This window comes from Ruegeria sp. YTSA144 (assembly GCF_059610125.1).
In genome coordinates, this window is record NZ_JBXWNA010000002.1 from 336,425 (window position 1) to 355,124 (window position 18,700).

13 protein-coding genes are annotated in these 18,700 nt (G+C 56.7%); 10 read left to right on the forward strand and 3 right to left on the reverse strand.

From position 1 onward, the window contains the following. Nucleotides 1-38: 38 nt before the first annotated feature. The gene (locus AC2FF8_RS08580) at nt 39-3,944 is read right to left on the reverse strand and encodes an Ig-like domain-containing protein (RefSeq protein WP_496879443.1); all 3,906 of its coding nucleotides are present in this window, start codon (nt 3,942-3,944) and stop codon (nt 39-41) included. Between the two features lie 160 nt (nt 3,945-4,104). Here AC2FF8_RS08580 and AC2FF8_RS08585 point away from each other — a divergent pair, with 160 nt between their 5' ends. The 5 genes from AC2FF8_RS08585 (at nt 4,105) to rfbA (ending at nt 9,882) form a co-directional block, all read left to right on the forward strand. Further along, nucleotides 4,105-6,153 carry a dockerin type I domain-containing protein gene (locus AC2FF8_RS08585; RefSeq protein ID WP_496879444.1) on the forward strand — a complete coding sequence of 683 codons (2,049 nt, stop codon included), beginning with the start codon at nt 4,105-4,107 and terminating at the stop codon, nt 6,151-6,153. A gap of 377 nt (nt 6,154-6,530) precedes the next feature. Then, nucleotides 6,531-7,100 (forward strand): dTDP-4-dehydrorhamnose 3,5-epimerase, encoded by a 570-nt coding sequence (gene rfbC, locus AC2FF8_RS08590; RefSeq protein ID WP_496879445.1) that lies wholly within the window; start codon nt 6,531-6,533, stop codon nt 7,098-7,100. After that, a complete protein-coding gene (rfbB, locus tag AC2FF8_RS08595) occupies nt 7,097-8,137 on the forward strand; it encodes a dTDP-glucose 4,6-dehydratase (RefSeq protein WP_496879446.1) in 1,041 nt (346 codons plus the stop codon). Before rfbC ends, rfbB begins: the two co-directional genes overlap by 4 nt. After that, nucleotides 8,134-8,997, forward strand: a complete 864-nt coding sequence (gene rfbD / locus AC2FF8_RS08600; RefSeq protein WP_496879447.1) for a dTDP-4-dehydrorhamnose reductase — start codon at nt 8,134-8,136, stop codon at nt 8,995-8,997. Before rfbB ends, rfbD begins: the two co-directional genes overlap by 4 nt. A gap of 18 nt (nt 8,998-9,015) precedes the next feature. Beyond that, nucleotides 9,016-9,882 carry a glucose-1-phosphate thymidylyltransferase RfbA gene (gene rfbA / locus AC2FF8_RS08605; RefSeq protein ID WP_496879448.1) on the forward strand — a complete coding sequence of 289 codons (867 nt, stop codon included), beginning with the start codon at nt 9,016-9,018 and terminating at the stop codon, nt 9,880-9,882. A gap of 73 nt (nt 9,883-9,955) precedes the next feature. Here the strand turns inward: rfbA and AC2FF8_RS08610 are convergent, their stop codons facing one another. Further along, the gene (locus AC2FF8_RS08610) at nt 9,956-10,810 is read right to left on the reverse strand and encodes a glycosyltransferase family 2 protein (protein ID WP_170347134.1); all 855 of its coding nucleotides are present in this window, start codon (nt 10,808-10,810) and stop codon (nt 9,956-9,958) included. Between the two features lie 697 nt (nt 10,811-11,507). On the opposite strand from AC2FF8_RS08610, the gene AC2FF8_RS08615 reads away from it, so the two are divergent. From AC2FF8_RS08615 to AC2FF8_RS08625, 3 genes are all read left to right on the forward strand, one after another. Next, nucleotides 11,508-12,602: a class I SAM-dependent methyltransferase gene (locus tag AC2FF8_RS08615; RefSeq protein ID WP_496879449.1), complete on the forward strand. Its 1,095-nt coding sequence runs from the start codon at nt 11,508-11,510 to the stop codon at nt 12,600-12,602. Then, nucleotides 12,602-13,867, forward strand: a complete 1,266-nt coding sequence (locus AC2FF8_RS08620) for a glycosyltransferase WbsX family protein (RefSeq protein ID WP_496879450.1) — start codon at nt 12,602-12,604, stop codon at nt 13,865-13,867. Before AC2FF8_RS08615 ends, AC2FF8_RS08620 begins: the two co-directional genes overlap by 1 nt. A gap of 129 nt (nt 13,868-13,996) precedes the next feature. Next, nucleotides 13,997-15,292 (forward strand): glycosyltransferase WbsX family protein, encoded by a 1,296-nt coding sequence (locus AC2FF8_RS08625; protein WP_496879451.1) that lies wholly within the window; start codon nt 13,997-13,999, stop codon nt 15,290-15,292. An 80-nt stretch (nt 15,293-15,372) separates the two neighbouring features. On the opposite strand, the gene AC2FF8_RS08630 is transcribed toward AC2FF8_RS08625, so the two are convergent. Next, entirely contained in the window at nt 15,373-16,308 is a 936-nt protein-coding gene (locus AC2FF8_RS08630) for a LysR family transcriptional regulator (protein WP_496879452.1), read from the reverse strand. Between the two features lie 103 nt (nt 16,309-16,411). Between AC2FF8_RS08630 and AC2FF8_RS08635 the strand changes: the two genes are divergently transcribed. Both AC2FF8_RS08635 and AC2FF8_RS08640 read left to right on the forward strand, forming a co-directional pair. Next, a complete protein-coding gene (locus tag AC2FF8_RS08635) occupies nt 16,412-17,446 on the forward strand; it encodes a phosphotransferase family protein (RefSeq protein ID WP_170347144.1) in 1,035 nt (344 codons plus the stop codon). Between the two features lie 11 nt (nt 17,447-17,457). After that, nucleotides 17,458-18,699 carry an acyl-CoA dehydrogenase family protein gene (locus AC2FF8_RS08640; RefSeq protein WP_170347145.1) on the forward strand — a complete coding sequence of 414 codons (1,242 nt, stop codon included), beginning with the start codon at nt 17,458-17,460 and terminating at the stop codon, nt 18,697-18,699. Nucleotide 18,700: the final 1 nt, after the last annotated feature.

Here is an 18,700-nt window from a genome sequence, read left to right on the forward strand (position 1 = left end):
ATGATGTTGAATTACGTCTGTATGTGCGCCGGTCCGGATCAGGCCGTTGCCCCGGTTGGGTCGGTGTGCAGGATGTTATCTGCGGTCAGGCCGCTCAGATCGCTCAGGTCTTGGAACGTGGCCACGGTTTCAACGCTGGCATCGTTCGCCGCCTGGAAATCTGCCTTGACCAGAACACTGTTTGTTCCGTCGGTTGCCATCACGTAAAGCTCATCGCCCGCCATGGCTCCGGCAAGACTCTCGACAGCGGCTTCGATTGTGCTGAGGTTGAGGTCTGCGAGTACCGTGCTGAGGCCGACAAATCCGGTGTTTGTGCCCAAGGTGTCTCCTGCGGAAAGCAATTCGAAGCTGGTGCCATCACCGCGAAGCGTATTGGTGTCCAGCCCGTGGAACATCAGTGCGTCGGTTACATCCGCAGCCGGGCCAATCGTAAAGCCAGTCACAGTGTCCGTACCATTGTTGGTCGGGTCCGCCTCGAAGACGACGATGTCTCGCCCTGGCGCAGAAACATCAATGGTATCGTCGCCGTCACCGCCGCGCGTGATGGTGTCCGTATTCGCAGCGGTGAGTGTGTCATCGCCATTGGTGCCAAACTGAACTGAGGTTGGCCCGCCATCAGACGTTTTGATTGTCAGCTCAATAGGTTGGCCGGAGTCCTGGATTGTCATCGTGAAGGTAACAAGCGGCTGAGAAAGATCTGTAAAGGTTGTCGCGGCGCCGGCAAAATTCATCGCGCCCCCGGCGCCCGGGCTGGCCAAGAACAAATCGAAGGCGTTGTTTTCCGAAACCGACGCCGCGTTGAATGTGACAACCGAAGGGTCAAATCCGAGCTCTGCCGTCAAAGCCAGACCGTCAGAGATATCGCGGTCGGCTTCGGCATAGATTGCGAATGTCACCGTAGATCCCGAGCGCCCAACTTCAGAGATCACATAGGCGGCGGATTCGTGCGCAACGGCTTGATCGGAAACCGGCAGCGGATCTGGTCCACCCGCAACTGTCGCCTGCGCGGAAAAAACAAGGTCATCACCTGCCTCCACTGCCGAAAAGTTGGACGCCGCGACAGCCAGTGACCAGGATCCGTCTGCGGCCACCGTTGCAGATCCGACCGAACTGCCGTTTAACGTGACATCCACCGACTGGCCGATTGACAATCCGGTCGATGAACCGCCGAGAGTTATTCCGGAAGCTTTGGCATCGGTAAGAGCAATCGAATTGTTGACCCCGACATCGTTCAACGTCAACAGGGGGCGAAAATCTGTGGAAAGTGAGTTGTTCGCGGCTGCGGAACTGTTTCCGGCCAGATCGTCAACGGTGGCGGAAATGGAATAGGTCGTTCCGTCAGAGAGCATTCCAAGATCACTTGCTGGAACGGTAACTGCCCACGCGCCATTTGATGCAACGCCTGTATAGGTTTGCCCGCCGAATGTGACCGAAACGGTCTGGCCATCTTCAGCCGTGGTCGTGCCTGAGATTGCAAGATCCAAGCCCCTCTCGGTCACGTCCAACACGGCACCCACAGGCAGACTGTTTATGGTTATCGAAGGTGCTGTGAAGTCAGTGGCAAAGCTTGTCGTGGTTTGATTGTTGTTTCCCGCCGCGTCCGAGATCGACGCATTGATATTGTAAGTCTCGTCGTCTTGCAGGGCAGACAAATCTGTCACGGTTGCCGTATAGGTCCAAGTACCCCCGGTTACCGTTGCCGTTCCGGTGACGTCCGTAGTGCCGTCAGCGCGCGTGATTTCGACGGTAACAACGGTTCCGTCCGGCGCATCGGAGGTTCCTGACACGGTCAGGTCGGTTCCTTGTTCAACGGCGTTCATGACGGCCCCGTCGGATACGGTTGAAATTCCGATCGTCGGTGGCGTGAAATCGGTGGTAAAGCTGTTGTTCGCTTGCAGAGCCGGATTCCCGGCAGCGTCCGTGACATCCGCGGTTACGGTGACGGTCGCCGCGTCAGAAAGCCCCGACAGATCCGAAGCAGGTACAGTTACGCTCCAGTTGCCGCCAGTAACCGTTCCGCTATAGGACTGCCCGTTCAGACTGACGGTTACGATTTGTCCGTCTTCAGCTGACGTGCTGCCCGAGATGGAAAGATCCGTGGCGCGCTCGGCTGCGTTCATGACAGCTCCGTCCGAAAGACTGTCGATGCTGAGCGTCGGCGCGGTCACATCCTTGGCAAGTGTCACTACGGCCTGCGGTGCCGTCAGGCCACTGGCGTCGTCGACATCCGCTGTAACAGAGAAGTTGCCCCCATCCGACAAGGACGCCAGATCCCCAGCTGGCACAGTCACGTTCCAGGCCCCGCCGGATACTGTTCCGGAATATGTTTGACCATCGAGGGTTACGGTAACTTGCTGACCATCTTCAACATTTGACGTCAGTCCGCTGATGGTCAAGTCGGATCCGGCTTCGACTGCGTTCAGTACGGAACCAACAGGAAGCGGTGATATCGAAATGGAAGGACCGGTCAGGTCCACGGGAACCGATACAAGAAGCGGTACTGCCGGATTGCCCGACACGTCTTCGACAGCAACCAGAACAGATGCCGGGACTCCGGTGGAAAGACTGCTCAGATCGGAATTGGGGATCGTTACACTCCAGCTTCCGCCAGAAGCGGTGCCGGTATGCACTTGTCCGTTGAACGTGACGACAATGGTCTGCCCGTCCTCTGCCGTGGTGGAACCGGTCAAGGCCAGGTCGCCGACTACGTCGATCAGTTCTATCGAGCCGCCAGCCACGGGATCCAGAGAAACAGTTGGTGCAGTAAAGTCAGTATCAAAGCTTCCGCTGGCTTGTTGAGCGGGATTTCCCGCCGCGTCGGCAACATCAGCGGTAACGGCAATCGTCGCGCCATCAGGAAGGGCCGAGAGGTCTGCTGCCGGAACGGTGACGCTCCATTGTCCGTTGGATACCGTGCCCGAATAGTCTTGCCCGTTCATTGAGACGGTGACGGTCTGCCCGTCCTCTGCATCGGTTGTTCCGGTGATCGTCAGGTCCGTTGCCTGTTCGATCGAATTCAAAACAGGGCCATCGGAAAACCCGGTGATCGACAGGGTTGGCGGAATTGAATCAATATCGAACTTGACGGATTCGCTTGACAGTTCCGTGCCTGAATCGTCCAGATGTCTGACTGTCACCGTAGAGACGCCTTGCGGAAGCGCATTTGCTTCGGCCGCAGTGAGAGAAACGCTCCAGCTGCCGTCATCGTTGGGCGTTACGCTTTTGACAAGCGAACCTATCGTGACCTCGACTGTCGATGTTCCGTCTGGTGCGGCGGCATTGGTAATGGCGCTGTTCAATGCCGTTGCCTGAAGTTCGGCCAGGTTCAGGCTGGTATAGCTCGGTTCCGGTTGGGGTTGGGGTCCAGGCGCGACAGGTTCCGGGGAATCGCCGCCGCCGCCGCCACCTCCGCCCGCGGCGGCAGCTGCACCAGCCAGCCCGAGGCCGCCCAGTGCAGCCCCGGCGCCGCTGATTCCGCCAGCTGCTACGCCGGCTTCTGCTGCGCTGAACTGGGCGATTTCAGCAACCGCCTCTTCTGCGATCATGATTGCGCCGCTGTCCAGGACCTGTACGTTTTCCGCCGCCACGATCATCGTCCGACCGTCAGCCATTTTCAGAAGAACATCGCCGTTTTTCAGCAACTTGGCGGATCGCACACCCGGAATAGTCTCTGCGAACTGGAAGGCGTAAAGCTCTTCGATGGTTGCCTGTGACAAGGCAGGCAAGGCCATCAATGTGGACATGAGGCCGCCAGCCGCGCCGCGACCCGCCCAACGACCAAGCTTTCCATTGATCCACTGTTGAACTTGAGATTTGCGATCTCCGTCCGTCGAGTCAACCGCCGAACGATTGTTGGCCTCAGGTGCTTTGGTCATCTTGCCCTCGCATGTGGTGTCCGCGATCATCGCAACAGGAAAGGATGTGCTGTTTGGCGTTTTGCTCATCTGTCTTTCCCATTTGTTGCCGTTGCGATCGGACCTGAAAAAATTGAGTTAAACTGAAACCGAACTTCTCGTTTTCACCACAATTCTGCTTCGGTTTCGGTCTGCTCATCTGGTCATCTTGCCGTAACTGCCAGGGGTGGCGTGTGAGGTGATGGCTGTGATGCTTCAGTTCGAAAGTGTAGTGGCAACGGGGAGCACGGCGCTCGATTCAGGTATCGGCGATACGGCTTTAAAAACGCTTAACGGGAATACGTATCTCTACTCGGTGACCGGCCCAGGTGGCGGCGTCGCGGTCTGGCGGTTGGCCGAAGGTGCCCTGCCGCAGCTGGTTGATACAGAGTATTACAGCGGTTCGATCACCTTCCAGGTGGGGCGCAGTGCCACGCCGATCACGCTGGCGGGAACCGAGCAGATTGCGCTCGATATCAACACTGCCGTGGGCCTGGTCGGGTATGACGTGAACGCGGACGGAACGATCGGCGGCCTGAAGGAAACAGGTGTTCTCAACGGAGGCGGGGATATCTCGGCCATCGTACAGTTTTCACTTGGGTCTTCGGATGTCCTTGCGATGGCGCATGAGGATACCGGCAACATCGGAACCTATCATGTGAACGCGAACGGGACGCTCAGTCTTGCGGGTTTGATTGCCGGCACAGCGGATGCCATGCAGACGTTGCGGTCGGGTTCGGAACATTTTCTGGTCTCAGGTGACGCGGCAACAAACTCTGTCTCGACGTATCGCATCGACTCCGGCACCGGCACGTTAACCGAGATCAACAATGATTCGGCCCTCGGAACCCTTGGTGTTTCTACCCCAACTGCTGTCGAGGCAGTCGAGGCATACGGTAAATCCTGGGTCGTGGTGGCGGGGTCCGGCAGCAACTCTCTCAGTGTTCTTCAATTGAACAGCGACGGAAGTTTGAAGGCGACGGACCATGTGCTTGATACGCTTCATACGCGGTTTGAATCGGTTCAGGATCTGGCGGTCATAGAAGTGAACGGGCGGGTCTTCGTGGTTGCAGGCGGGGGCGATGATGGCCTGTCTCTGTTCACTCTGACACCCGAAGGTCAACTGGTTCATATGGACAGTTTCGCGGATACGGTGGCGAGCGGCTTGCAGAATGTCGAATCGATCAGCGTTGCGCATGTGGGTGATGAGTTGCAAATTCTCGTGACGTCACAACAGGATGCCGGACTGACAGTCCTGACTGTCCCGGTTGATGATCTTGGTGTGGTGCGCAAGGGGTTCGGTACCGTGAACGGGAGCGCATCGGACGATATCCTCAGCGGCGGTATTCTGGACACGACCCTTCTGGCTGGCGCCGGAGACGACATTCTCATCGCGGGGAAGGGTGCGACGACGATGTCGGGTGGTGCAGGGGCCGACATCTTCGTGATGCAGTCGGGTAGTGGTCTGACCACAATCACCGATTTTCAGGCGGGCCTGGATCGACTGGACATGTTCGATTACCTGCTGTTGCGGTCGCCTCAGCAACTGACCTTTACCAGCACGGCAAACGGGGCTCAGATCGAATATCGTGGCGAGGTCGTGCAGGTCCAATCCGCCTCGGGCGGCGCTTTGACAAGCACGGATATCTTTGGCGCAGGCTTCGCCGGACCGGATCATATTCCGGTGGATTTCGGGGACCTGGGCGGGCAGACCCCGGGCAGTTCTGATGGATTGGTCGGGCAGATTACGGTGGACAGTGGGGCCGCTAATCCGGGGCTGACGGATGCGGAAATCCGGTTCACGCCGGACGGCGGGGGTACGGTATCCGCCACCGCAGATGATCAGGGGCGGTTCGATCTGGAATTGCCCGATGGTACCTTTCCCGGAGTGCTGGACATCACCAAACACTATTCCACGGCAAGCGGAAAGATTGACGCGCTGGACGCTTTGCAAGTGTTGCGCATCTCGGTTGGTCTTGATCCGACATGGGGTCCCGCGACCGCGGAAAACCTGATAGCCGCAGACGTCAACAGGGATGGCACCGTAAACGCCCTGGATGCGCTTGCAATTCTGCAAGTCGCCGTCGGGCAGCCCACAGCCCATGACCCTGAATGGGTCTTTCTGGATGAGAACGCGGACCTTTCCGGAATAACCAAGGACAATGTAACCTATCAGACGGGTGTCGACATCGTGGCGGTGGATGGGGTCATCAACGTGGACATGACCTCCATCTTATTGGGAAATCTCGAAGCGGCCTGAGCGCCGAAAGACATCTCGACCAAAGCAGGGTTGTACCTTTTTAAGCAGTAAGGTGCGGATTGGTTTTTGCGGCCAAATGGACGTGCCCCAGCCTCAGCGCTTGGATACCGCCCCATGTCGCGGTGCTTTTGGTTTCGGCCCAAGCGTTGTCGCGCCTGCGGCTTCACTATCTGTTCCATTCTTGTGCCTTAATGCAGAGATGGCCCAATAATTTCAATGGATTCTACCAGAATCGCAACTTGCCTGCGATAATCGCCTGACCTTCGGAACCGATGAGCCGCTCAAATTGCTGGTCGGACAACATAGGTCTTGGCGTCGGTGGAACAAATGTGACATAGCAGGCCGAGACATCAACACAGAGATGAAAATTAGTAACAATGGAAATATTGGCGCTTTCCATTCCGGAAGTGAAACTGATCACCCCGAAGCGTTTTGGCGATCATCGCGGGTTCTTTGAAGAAACCTACAATGCCGACAGTTTTGCGGCACAAGGGATTCATACGCAATTCGTTCAGGACAATCATTCCCTTTCGAGCACGGTGAACACGGTACGCGGATTGCATTTTCAGGCTCCGCCAAGGGCGCAGGCCAAGCTGGTGCGCTGCGGTCGTGGGCGGCTGTTTGATGTCGCGGTCGATATCCGCAAAGGCTCGCCCACCTATGGTCACTGGGTCGGTGAAGAACTGAGTTTCGAGAACGGGCGGATGCTGTTGGTTCCAGCGGGGTTCGCGCATGGGTTCGTGACGTTGGAGCCGGAGACCGAGATCGTCTACAAGTGTTCCGACACCTACGCGCCGGAAACGGAAGGCGCGGTTCGTTGGGACGATCCCGATATCGGCATTGAATGGCCACAGAGCAATTCAGAACCCCAGCTGTCCGATAAAGACCGGATCGCACCACTTCTGCGCGAAATTGAATCTCCTTTCGTATTCGAGGGCACACAATGAAAATTCTGGTTACGGGCGGGGCGGGCTTTATCGGCTCTGCCGTTATCCGTCGCGCGATTGCCGATGGGCATTCGGTCGTCAATGTCGATGCCCTGACCTATGCGGCCTGTCTGGACAATGTTGCCTCTGTTGCGGATGCGCCGGGATACGTTTTTGAACACGCGGATATCCGGGATGCGGCCGCCATGTCGGCGATACTGGACAGGCACCAGCCCGACGCGATCATGCATCTGGCCGCTGAAAGCCATGTCGACCGTTCGATCGATGGTCCGGCCGCGTTCATCGACACGAACCTGACCGGTACTTATGTATTGCTGGAGGCCGCACGCGCCTATTGGGTGGGTGCCGGCCGACCCGAGCATTTCCGGTTTCACCATATATCAACCGACGAGGTCTTTGGGTCCTTGGGTAAAACCGGGTTTTTCACCGAAGACAGCCCATACCAGCCGAACTCACCCTATTCGGCCTCGAAAGCGGGATCGGATCATCTCGTGCGGGCGTGGCGCGAAACATTCGGCCTGCCAGTGGTTCTTACCAATTGCTCCAACAACTACGGCCCTTACCAGTTTCCGGAAAAGCTGATCCCCGTGGTCATCCTCAGCGCGCTGGCGGGCAAACCGATCCCGATTTACGGGAAAGGCGACAACATTCGCGACTGGCTGCATGTCGATGACCATGCAGAAGCCCTGTTGCTGGTACTCGAAAAGGGTGAACTGGGCCGCAGCTACAACATCGGTGGCGAGAATGAGATGACCAATCTTGATCTTGTCAGAATGCTGTGTTCGATCCTGGATCGCCTCAAGCCGGGTGAAACGCCCTATGCGGATTTGATCACGTTCGTCGCTGACCGCCCCGGTCACGATCAGCGCTATGCCATCGATCCGACACGGATTCGCACGGAACTGAACTGGCGCCCTTCCTATACGCCCGAAACCGGGCTGGAACAGACGGTTCAGTGGTATCTGGACAACAGCGCGTGGTTGAACGCCTTGCAGGCCCGCAGCGGTGTGGGTGAGCGACTAGGTGTTGCCAAATGAAGGCGCTGGTATTCGGCCACGGGGGGCAGGTGGCGACCGAGTTGCGACGTCGCGGACAGGCGCATGGTGTCTTGGTTGAATCCTTGGATCGCGCCGCGGCGGACCTGTCTGACCCGTCGCACTGTGTAGACGCTATCCGGCATACGGATGCGGACGTGATCATCAATGCAGCAGCCTATACTGCCGTTGACCAGGCCGAAGAAGAAAGCGACCTGGCGCAACGGATCAACGGAGATTCTCCCGGAGCAATGGCGCGTGCCGCCGCTGCCCGTGGCCTGCCCTTTCTGCATATTTCCACGGACTACGTTTTTGACGGTTCTGGTACGACCCCCCGGAGCACCGATGACCCGACCGGGCCTTTGGGGGCTTATGGTCGAACCAAACTGGACGGCGAACGCCAGATCGCAGAGGCTGGCGGCCACCATGCCATTTTGCGCACAAGCTGGGTGTTTTCGGCCCACGGAAAGAACTTTGTAAAGACCATTCTTCGACTGGCAGAGACCCGTGACAAGCTGACCATCGTCGCAGATCAGATCGGTGGGCCAACACCTGCTGCCGACATTGCTGAAACCTTGCTGAAAATGGCCAAGGCCGGCCCCGCAGCCAAAGGTGGCGTGTTCCACTATTCCGGGGCCCCCGATGCCAGCTGGGCGGATTTCGCCCGTGAAATTGTTTCTCAATCCGGCTTGTCGGTCGAAATCGAGGATATTCCAACCGAGGCGTACCCAACGCCGGCGCCCAGGCCGCTGAACTCACGTATGGACTGTTCGCGGCTTGAAAACGTGTTCGGAATTCAGAGGCCCGACTGGAAAGCTGGACTGGCCGAGATATTGAGCGAGTTGAAGTCAGCGACCAGCTGAACCTTGAAAGGACAGATTATGCAGCGCAAAGGCATTATTCTTGCCGGTGGGTCCGGAACCCGGCTTTATCCGATCACCATGGCGATATCGAAGCAATTGCTGCCGATCTACGACAAGCCGATGATCTTTTACCCGCTGAGTGTTTTGATGCTGTCGCAGATCCGCGAAATCGCGATCATCACCACCCCCCAGGATCAGGATCAGTTTCAGCGCCTTTTGGGGGATGGCAGTCAATACGGGTTGTCCTTGACCTGGATCGTGCAACCGTCTCCTGACGGTCTGGCGCAGGCTTACACATTGGCCGAGGATTTCCTGGATGGTGCGCCGTCGGCGTTGATTCTGGGTGACAACATTTTCTTCGGACATGGCCTTCCGGACCTGCTGCTCGAGGCGGATCAACTGGAGCGCGGCGGGACGGTTTTTGCGTATCGGGTCGCTGATCCCGAACGCTACGGCGTTGTGGATTTCCAAGGGAACAAAGCCCGCGCGATCGTCGAAAAACCCAAGGTGCCTCCGTCGAACTACGCGGTGACGGGTCTATATTTTCTGGATGGCGATGCTCCGGCCCGCGCGCATGAGGTCAAACCGTCAGAGCGTGGCGAGCTGGAAATCACATCGCTGCTGGAGATGTATCTGGACGAAGGTTTGCTGGATGTGCAGACCATGGGGCGCGGTTTTGCCTGGCTGGATACCGGCACGCACGGGTCCTTGCTGGATGCGGGAAACTTCGTGCGCACCATCACGGAACGTCAGGGTATGCAGACCGGAAGCCTGGACGAAATTGCCTGGGCAAATGGCTGGATTGGCGACGAAGCGCTTGATGAACGCGCGCGCCTGTTCGCCAAGTCCACGTACGGCACCTATCTGAAGGGGCTGTTGAGCTAGGCCGCGAACTGTCTCATGGTTACGTGTTCAGGCTTGATTTTGCTTGAGCCGCAAACGGCTTCGCGCTTTGCGATCAAGGTCTGAACGGGGCTGGTCGGGCATTCCGGCCATGCCAGACACCGCGCAAGAAGGCCCATTGCTTGGCGCGTTTTCTCGCTGAAAACAACACAGCCGGAGACAGCAATTGCAGCAGCGCCGATGCCAGGGCCCGACCAAAGGCCATCGGGACTTCATGTTTGCGGGCGACGTAAACCCGCGATTGCCCCATATACCAGCCTTTCAGGCCAGCGATGGCTGGACTTCCCGGCGAAGATTTGCCTCTGGCGTGGCGCATCCGAGCGTTGTGAACATAGAAAAGTGGCCCGCAAACGGCTTTGAGCCGCAGGCTCAGGTCATCGTCCTCATGATACAGAAAGATTTCGGGATCAAACCCGCCGACCGCCTCGAATGCTTCGCGGCGGACCAGGAAGGCCGCGCCGACGAGGACCGGCAATTCAAAATCGGAATCGGCTGTTTTCCTGGGCAGGGTTTCATTTCGGGGAATGATCACACTGTATCGCCTGAAACGAGGTGCCCCCTTCCGGTCCAGAATTGCAGGGTTGAAGGCTGACGCATCCGAATGATTGTCGGCCCCCTCTTGCAACGCATCCAATGCTCCGGGCAGCAAGTGAGAATCCGGGTTCAGAAAAAAAAGCAGGTCCGTTGTTGCCTTGGCTGCACCAAGGTTGCAGGCGCGGCCAAACCCGATGTTGTCGGGGCTTTCGATCAGAGTTGCGCCATGTGCCCTGGCCATTTGCCGAACCGCTTCAATATCATCCGAACCATTGTCGACCAAAATCGTCGGCACGCCTTTCGGAATGGAACTCAGCATCTCCGGCAGTACACCACTGCTGTTGTAACAAACGCTTATGACCGTAATCTGTGACAAACCTGCCTGCCGTGTCTGTGGAATGGGCCTGATCGTTACTTCCTCTCAAACACGGTTAGGGTCAACCCCGGTTCCAGTACGGCGGATCCGGGCTGCTGAATGCGGTCCGTGATCTTGTGCACTCAGTCACGGCAATCTGAGAAATGTTTGAATTGGTTGTTCTCCGCTGAAGCGACGACAGCAAGCCGATCATCAAGCGCGGCCGGATGGCAAAGCCGCGTTTGGGGGGGCATGCCTTTTGGATCGGAGCGGTAAGATCTACCCCGTTGGGATTTTTCGATTTCCGGTGGCCGTGGTGAATGAGCAGATTGTTGCCTGTCGTCGGGTCGAAACCAGTAAGTCGCGACATGCCCTGAAGGCGGTATCGGAATTCTGGCGCCGACCGCTTGCCAGAATGAAGGCGTTGGCGGTTCTCAGAAAGATCCGCAGATGGTTGCAGACGTAAGCTTGTGCGCTCAACACCCTGCGCGCGTTTGCACGACCTCACAATGCCCAAAGCCGTGGCGTCCCGCGATATCGGTAAGCTGTTGAAAACTGTATCAAGCATACCTCAACTGAAGTGCGGCACAAGCCCAAGAGGTTCGACCCGACGCCCACGCGGATGCCGCTTCTTTTGCAGATAAGGCCACGAAACAGAACCCGGTCAAAACATGTTTCTCTGAAGATGGTTGCAAAACGCCCTTGGTGTGATTGACCCTTGGGCGAGTGGTCATTGCTGCTGGGGGAGTTTTGTGCAACATTAACCTCTGAGTTGAACATTATCTGGGTGCAACATCCAAGGCCTTGTGTATCGGTTTGGTATTGGGGATTGCAGAACCAGACCAAACTATATAGCAGCCGAATTGAAGCACGAAATAAGCATCACGGAAGAATTACAGTGAGCGATAGACATACTTACGAATACGACATTGATATGAACAGTGATGTAGCACCCGCACGTGTGCTGCGCATGGTAAAGCCCGGGTCCAAGGTGCTTGAGATCGGGGCCGGGCCTGGTTCGATCACGCGCCATCTTTCCGGTACTTTGGAATGTGATGTTGTGGCGCTCGAGATCGACCCTTCGGCGATCGAAAAGCTAAAACCGTTTGCCCGTTCGGTGTACCCGATGGATCTCAACGATGCTTCATGGAGTGACATCGTTCGCGAAAAAGACGGGGTATTCGACTACGTGATCGCAGCAGACGTTCTGGAACACGTTTACGACCCGTGGAGCGTTCTTTCAGGCATGAAATCGCTGTTGAACGACACGGGATCTGTTATTCTATCGCTGCCGCATGTTGGCCATGCAGCGATTGCCGGTTGTCTTGTCGATGAAGATTTCGAATATCGTGACTGGGGCCTGTTGGATAGAACCCATGTCCGGTTCTTCGGCATCAAAAACGTTCAGCACCTGCTCAATTCGCAGGGTATGAGCATTGAGCAAGCCGAATTTGTGGTTCGTACGCCAGAGATGACGGAGTTCTGTCACCGGTGGAGTCGTCTGCCACAGGATGTCCAGACCGCCTTGCAGCGCAATCGCTATTCCCACGTCTTCCAGGTCGTAAGCAGATCGGTCCCCAAAGAACGTGCCGAGAATGATATCTACCTGATGGGCTTGCCCGTCGAACAACCCGATGAAGAGACCAGGCAGCATTGGACCAACATGATGGCAGGTCTGCCCCTGTCCGCAGAGATTGATCTGCAATCGACTATCGGGCCGGTGGACGCGAGCGCCGCTTCCCGAGTCGAGCCCGGCCCACTGGCGAAGAAGAAAAAAAAATCTCTGGCGCGGCTGTTGGGGTTGAAGAAGTAATGTCCTCGACAATCACGGATCGTGAATTCGGCAATATCAGGACAATTGCCTTCTACCTACCTCAGTTTCATCCGATCCCGGAAAACGATGAATGGTGGGGCAAAGGGTTCACCGAGTGGACAAATGTTGCAAAAGCCAAACCGCTTTTCACCGGGCATTATCAGCCTCATCTTCCTACGGATCTGGGGTATTATGACCTGCGTGTCCGCGAAACGCGGCTTGAGCAGATCGAGATGGCCAAGGCCAGCGGAATTGATGGTTTCTGCTACCATTACTATTGGTTTTCCGGAAAGCGCCTGCTCGAACGTCCCGTCGACGAAATGCTTGCGGATCCCGAAAGCGATATGCCGTTCTGTCTTTGCTGGGCGAATGAGAACTGGACGCGCCGCTGGGATGCGGCCGAGCACGAGATTCTCATTGAACAGAAATACAAGCCCGAGGATGATCTGGAGTTCATCAAGTCGATCGAGCCGTTTTTCCGGGATCCCCGCTACATTACATTAGATGGCGCTCCGTTCCTGATTGTTTATCGGCCGCAGCATCTGAAGAACTCGCGCAAGACCGTGCAGGTCTGGCGTGATTATTGCGCCTCTGTCGGAATTCCGAAAATCCATCTGGCTTGTGCGCTGACGCATCGAAACTGGGACTACGCGTCATACGGGTTTGATTCCGGTGTGGAATTTCCGCCCCACGGCATCAAGGTGCCCAACCTCTCGCCGGAAGTGGACCTGTTCGACGATTTCCAAGGCCACTGCGTAGACTTTTCCGCGGTGGCAGAGCAGTACCTGGGTCACAGCTATGGGCCTGAGAACAACGTTTATCGATCGGTTTTTCCGTCCTGGGACAACACTGCCCGGCGGAAGGAAAATGCCCAGGTCGTTTTGAACGGAACACCGGAAAACTACGAATACTGGCTTTCGCGTGCCTTGCGTCAAACCGCTCAGGATTTCCCTGACCAGGAACGTTTCGTTTTTGTGAATGCATGGAATGAATGGGCAGAAGGATGTCATCTGGAACCGGATCGCGAGTACGGGCATGGGTTTTTGCACGCGACCAAGGCCGCTCTCCAAGGTTCAAAGCTGACCGACTGGACGCATGTGGGTGTGCCCAAGATCTCGCGCCGTGGCGAAACTACGAAAGGCATCGCGCATCCTGTTCCATATGGTGCCAATAAATCATTGGCCAAACGTGCTTTCCGCCTTTTGCGCGATACGGTCAGCGGTCGCTTGCTGAAGCAATGGCTGTCCGCAGCCCGTACAAAATAGAAAACCACGCTGGATTGAGTTGCATGAAAGTCCCAAGTAGTTGTCGTGCAACTCTGCCTCGTGCTTTGCATGGAAAAATAGGTTTTCTTTGTCATAGTCGGCACGACGCGCCTTAGTACGAGAAACTGCATGTCCATCAAAGATACCCTGCTTTACCATCTGCTGACCGCTGCGTCGAAACTCAGCCCACCTTTGTCGCCACGTACGGCAAGACGGTTCAGAAATTCAGCCAAGAAAAGAGACCCCAAACGGGGTTGGGACAAACCGGGGCAGTCAAACAGGCAGGGATTTGAAGCCGTTGGTCAGGCTGAAGAGTTCAAACCCTTCGACCCGCCTGCGAAAGCTGATCCCGCAGTGCGGGCGATCGCGCATTACCTGCCGCAATTTCACCCATTCAAAGAGAATGATGAATGGTGGGGCAAAGGCTTTACCGAATGGACCAATGTCGGAAAGGCCGTTCCGAATTTTCCGGGCCATTACCAACCTCATTGTCCGATTCATCTGGGTTACTACGACTTGCGGTTGCCAGAGATCATGGTCGAACAGGCGCGGATCGCGAAGTCTTACGGGATAGGAGGGTTCTCCTATTACTACTACTGGTTCGGCGGAAAGACCCTGATGGAACACCCGCTCGAACAAATGTTGGACAATCCGGAGGTTGACATGCCTTTTTGCCTGACATGGGCAAATGAAAACTGGACGCGCCGATGGGACGGGCGGGCGCATGACGTTCTTATCGCGCAGAACCATTCGATCGAGGATTCCCTGAATCTTCTCCGCCATATACGCAAGTACTTTGATGATCCGCGCTACATTCGGATAGATGGGAAACCGGTTTTCATAGTTTACCGTGCGAACATCATACCGAATATCGAAGAAACAACCGCAGCATGGCGAAAAGAGGCGCAGAGCTGGGGCGAGCCGGACCTGTATCTCATCGCTGCCCAGACTTTCGATATTGGCGATCCCGAGAAACTGGGTTTCGACGCTGCTATGGAGTTCCCTCCGCATCAGGTAAAGCGCACCGACATCACGGATGAGATGGGGATCTACAATCCAGAGTTCACAGGAGCCGTTCTGGATTATCAAGCCGTGGTCGAGGCAGAGCTTCAAAAGCCGGAACCTGAATACAAGTTGTTTCGGTCCTCCACGCTTTCCTGGGACAATACCGCGCGCAATCAGGATGCTCCTCGGATTATGGGCCGGTTTTCAATCGATGCCTACAGGCGCTGGACGGAACATTTGTGTCGTCAGGTTCTCGCGCAGGAAAAATACAGTGCCGACGAAAAAATCGTTTTCATAAACGCATGGAACGAGTGGGCAGAGGGGACTCATCTGGAGCCTGACCGAAAATATGGCTTTGCCTATCTTCAGGCGACGTATGACGCGTTACCCAAGAAGTCTGAAAGTCAGATCAATACGTGATGTTTCCGACCTTGAGGTTTCGAGGACCTGACGGTTGGCGCCTCTGATATCCTGATGTCACAGTTGCCCGGGGTTCCGTATCAATTCTGATCGACCCTATGATGCTGTTCCGTATCGTTCGCTCTGACGGTGCGACCTGCGATCTGGTCGAACATCCATTGTACGGCTTCGTCGCCGTCGGACCGGATATGCCGATAAAGGCGAAGTTCGATCGGAGGCACTTCAACCGGCAGCCTCAACATGCGCAGCCCCATTTCACGCGCGCTGCATTCGGTCAGCGTGGCAACCATATCTGTCTTGTGCAGAATGTCCCGGATGTTCAGATAGCTTTGCATCTGAAGCCCGAGTTTGCGCCGCGCACCCAGTTTGCGCAGGACGATGTCGACCGGACTCGCCCCCTGAGGTCGTGAGGAAACATGCAGATGTGTCAGCCGAAGATAACGCTCCAGCGTCAATGGGCCCGAACCCAGCGGGTGGTCGGGTCGCATGGCACAGACATAACGGTCCTTCATGATGGTCCGGCTGATCAGATCCGAACTGTCCGGCATCGGAATGTCCGACGCGATGTCGATCGTGCCCTGCTGCAACGCCTTGCGCGTATCCCGGCGGGGAATGCGCACGAGGCTGAGTTCGACCTGCGGTGCCGTGCGTTGAAATCCGGACAAAAGCCCGGGCAGGATGATGAGGCTGTGAAGGTCGACCAAACTGACCCGGAACAGCCGTTTGCTGGTAAACGGGTCGAACCGTTCACCCTGTGCCGATGCGGCTTGCAACTGGTGGAGAGCGGCTGAGATCCTGTCCGAAATGCTCTCTGCCAGGGCCGTGGGTTGCATCCCCGTGCCGGTTTTCACGAAAAGCGGGTCGTTCAGTGTCTTGCGCAGCCGGGTCAGGGCGTTGCTGACGGCCGGTTGCGTGATCGACAGGCGTTCGGCAACACGGGTCAGGTTTCGCTCGGTATAGATGGCGTCGAAAACAACAAAAAGATTCAGGTCGATCTTGTTGAGCTTGGTCGTCATGTCATTCACCAGATTTATGCCGACGATCATGCAAGTAAATTTCACAAATGTCATTGGTGGCGGTAAGCTGTAAGACATCCCGGCGGAAAACGGAGATTTGTGCATGACATCATCCGGCCTCGAACTCGATACCGAGCGGCTTTCGACATATTTGGGGCGCCACATCGAAGGTTTCGCCGGTCCGTTGTCCTATCAAAAGTTTTCGGGCGGGCAGTCGAACCCAACCTATCTGCTGAAGGCCGGTGGTTCGAAATACGTGCTGCGCCGCAAACCGCCGGGCGACCTGCTGCCTTCGGCCCATGCCGTGGATCGGGAATATCGTGTTCTCAAGGCACTTCATGGCACTGCGGTTCCGGTCGCCAAACCTTACGTGCTGTGTGAGGACACGGATGTCATCGGTTCCATGTTCTATGTCATGAGCTTCCAGGAGGGTCGGATCTTCTGGAACCCGGCGCTTCCCGAGTTGGACGTGGCGAACCATCGCCCGATTTTCGACGAAATGATCCGCGTTCTGGCCGCGCTGCATTCGGTTGACACAGGTGCCGTCGGCCTGTCTGATTTCGGCAAACCGGGGAATTACTTCGAACGCCAGTACAGCCGCTGGACCAAACAGTACCGCGCTGCGGAAACCAGTAATCTTCCCGAGATGGAACAGCTTATGGGCTGGCTGGCCCGCAATCTGCCGGATGGTGACGGTTCGGTCAGTCTGATCCACGGCGATTTTCGCATCGACAACTTTATCTTCGCTTCGGATACCCCGCAGATTGCTGCGGTTCTGGATTGGGAGCTGTCGACGCTGGGCCACCCGATGGCTGACCTGGGCTATTTCTGTGTCTGTCTCCGGTTGCCGCCGACCGGTCTGATCCGGGGGCTGCAAGGGCTGGATCGCGCTGCTTTGAACATCCCTTCCGAAGCTGAGATGATCGAGCGGTATTGTTCGCTGCGTGACCTGCCAGAGATTGAAAACTGGACCTTCTATCTGGCGTTTTCCTTCTTCCGGATGGCTGCGATTGCACAGGGTGTTTACAGCCGTGCGCTGGCGGGAAATGCATCGAACGAGAACGCGATGGCGTTCAAGGGTCTGGTGGCCCCTCTGGCGCAAATGGCGCTCGACGAAATCGCCGCTGCAACGCACTGAAGAGGATCACTATGGATTTTGCCCCATCACCACGCGCCGAGGAAATGCACGACCGGCTAAAAGCCTTCATGCAGGCGCATATCTATCCGCGCATTCGCGACCACAAAGAGGAAATTGAAGCCGGCCATTTCCCGGTTTCGTTCATGGAAGACCTCAAGTCGCTGGCCCGCGCCGAGGGGCTTTGGAACATGTTCCTGCCCTCCTTGCGGGATGATGAGCCCGGTACGCGGCTCAGCAATCTTGATTACGCGCCCCTGGCCGAGTTGATGGGGCAGGTGAGCTGGTCTTCGGAAGTGTTCAACTGCAACGCGCCGGATACCGGGAACATGGAATTGCTGCACATGTTCGCCACGCCCGAGCAGCGCGAAGAGTGGTTGGTGCCGCTGTTGAACGGCAAGATCCGCTCGGCCTTTGCCATGACCGAGCCGGATGTGGCGAGTTCGGACGCGACCAACATAACGACATCCATCCGGCGCGCGGGGGATGAATACGTCATCAATGGCCGCAAGTGGTTCATCACCAATGCGTGCCACCCGAACACCAAATTGTTCATCGTCATGGGCAAAACCGACCCGAACGCCGATCGCCATAAACAGCAAAGCATGATCATCGTTCCAAAGAATACGCCCGGTTTGGAGATCGTGCGCAATCCGACGATCCTGAACATGCACGATCCCGAAGGGCATGCTGAACTGGTTTTCAAGGACGTGCGCGTCCCGGCCGGCAATCTGCTGGGTGAAGAGGGCAGCGGCTTTGCACTGGCTCAAGCGCGGCTTGGGCCGGGGCGTATTCATCATTGCATGCGTTCGATCGGGGCGGCGGAAATGGCGCTGAACCTGATGGTGGAACGTGCCCAGGAACGGAAGACATTTGGCAAGCAGCTTTCGGAACAAGGCGTGATCCGTGAATGGATCGCGAAATCCCGGTTGGAGATCGAACAGGCCCGGCTGTTGACCCTGAAGGCGGCCTGGAAGATAGATCAGGTGGGCGCGAAAAAGGCGTTCCGCGAAATATCCCTGATCAAGGTTGTGGCGCCGCAGGTGCATGCAAAGGTTACGGACCGTGCAATGCAGGTTTTTGGCGCAATGGGCATGACGCCCGACACGCCATTGGCCGACAGTTACACCTGGGCCAGGGCGTTGCGCTATGCGGATGGGCCGGATGAGGTCCATCTTCAGGCTATTGCCAAACAGGAGTTGAAGAATTCCAATTATGGGATGTCCGCGCAATGGCTGACGCCGCCTCTGCGCTAGG

What these genes read in the sequence shown, in the direction of transcription:
- rfbD (WP_496879447.1), top strand. Translation starts at nt 8,134, where the DNA reads ATGAAGGCGCTGGTATTCGGCCACGGGGGGCAGGTGGCGACCGAGTTG.
- AC2FF8_RS08630 (WP_496879452.1), bottom strand. Translation starts at nt 16,308, where the DNA reads ATGACGACCAAGCTCAACAAGATCGACCTGAATCTTTTTGTTGTTTTC.
- AC2FF8_RS08640 (WP_170347145.1), top strand. Translation starts at nt 17,458, where the DNA reads ATGGATTTTGCCCCATCACCACGCGCCGAGGAAATGCACGACCGGCTA.
- AC2FF8_RS08620 (WP_496879450.1), top strand. Translation starts at nt 12,602, where the DNA reads ATGTCCTCGACAATCACGGATCGTGAATTCGGCAATATCAGGACAATT.
- AC2FF8_RS08625 (WP_496879451.1), top strand. Translation starts at nt 13,997, where the DNA reads ATGTCCATCAAAGATACCCTGCTTTACCATCTGCTGACCGCTGCGTCG.
- AC2FF8_RS08580 (WP_496879443.1), bottom strand. Translation starts at nt 3,944, where the DNA reads ATGAGCAAAACGCCAAACAGCACATCCTTTCCTGTTGCGATGATCGCG.
- AC2FF8_RS08635 (WP_170347144.1), top strand. Translation starts at nt 16,412, where the DNA reads ATGACATCATCCGGCCTCGAACTCGATACCGAGCGGCTTTCGACATAT.
- rfbA (WP_496879448.1), top strand. Translation starts at nt 9,016, where the DNA reads ATGCAGCGCAAAGGCATTATTCTTGCCGGTGGGTCCGGAACCCGGCTT.
- rfbC (WP_496879445.1), top strand. Translation starts at nt 6,531, where the DNA reads ATGGAAATATTGGCGCTTTCCATTCCGGAAGTGAAACTGATCACCCCG.
- AC2FF8_RS08585 (WP_496879444.1), top strand. Translation starts at nt 4,105, where the DNA reads ATGCTTCAGTTCGAAAGTGTAGTGGCAACGGGGAGCACGGCGCTCGAT.
- rfbB (WP_496879446.1), top strand. Translation starts at nt 7,097, where the DNA reads ATGAAAATTCTGGTTACGGGCGGGGCGGGCTTTATCGGCTCTGCCGTT.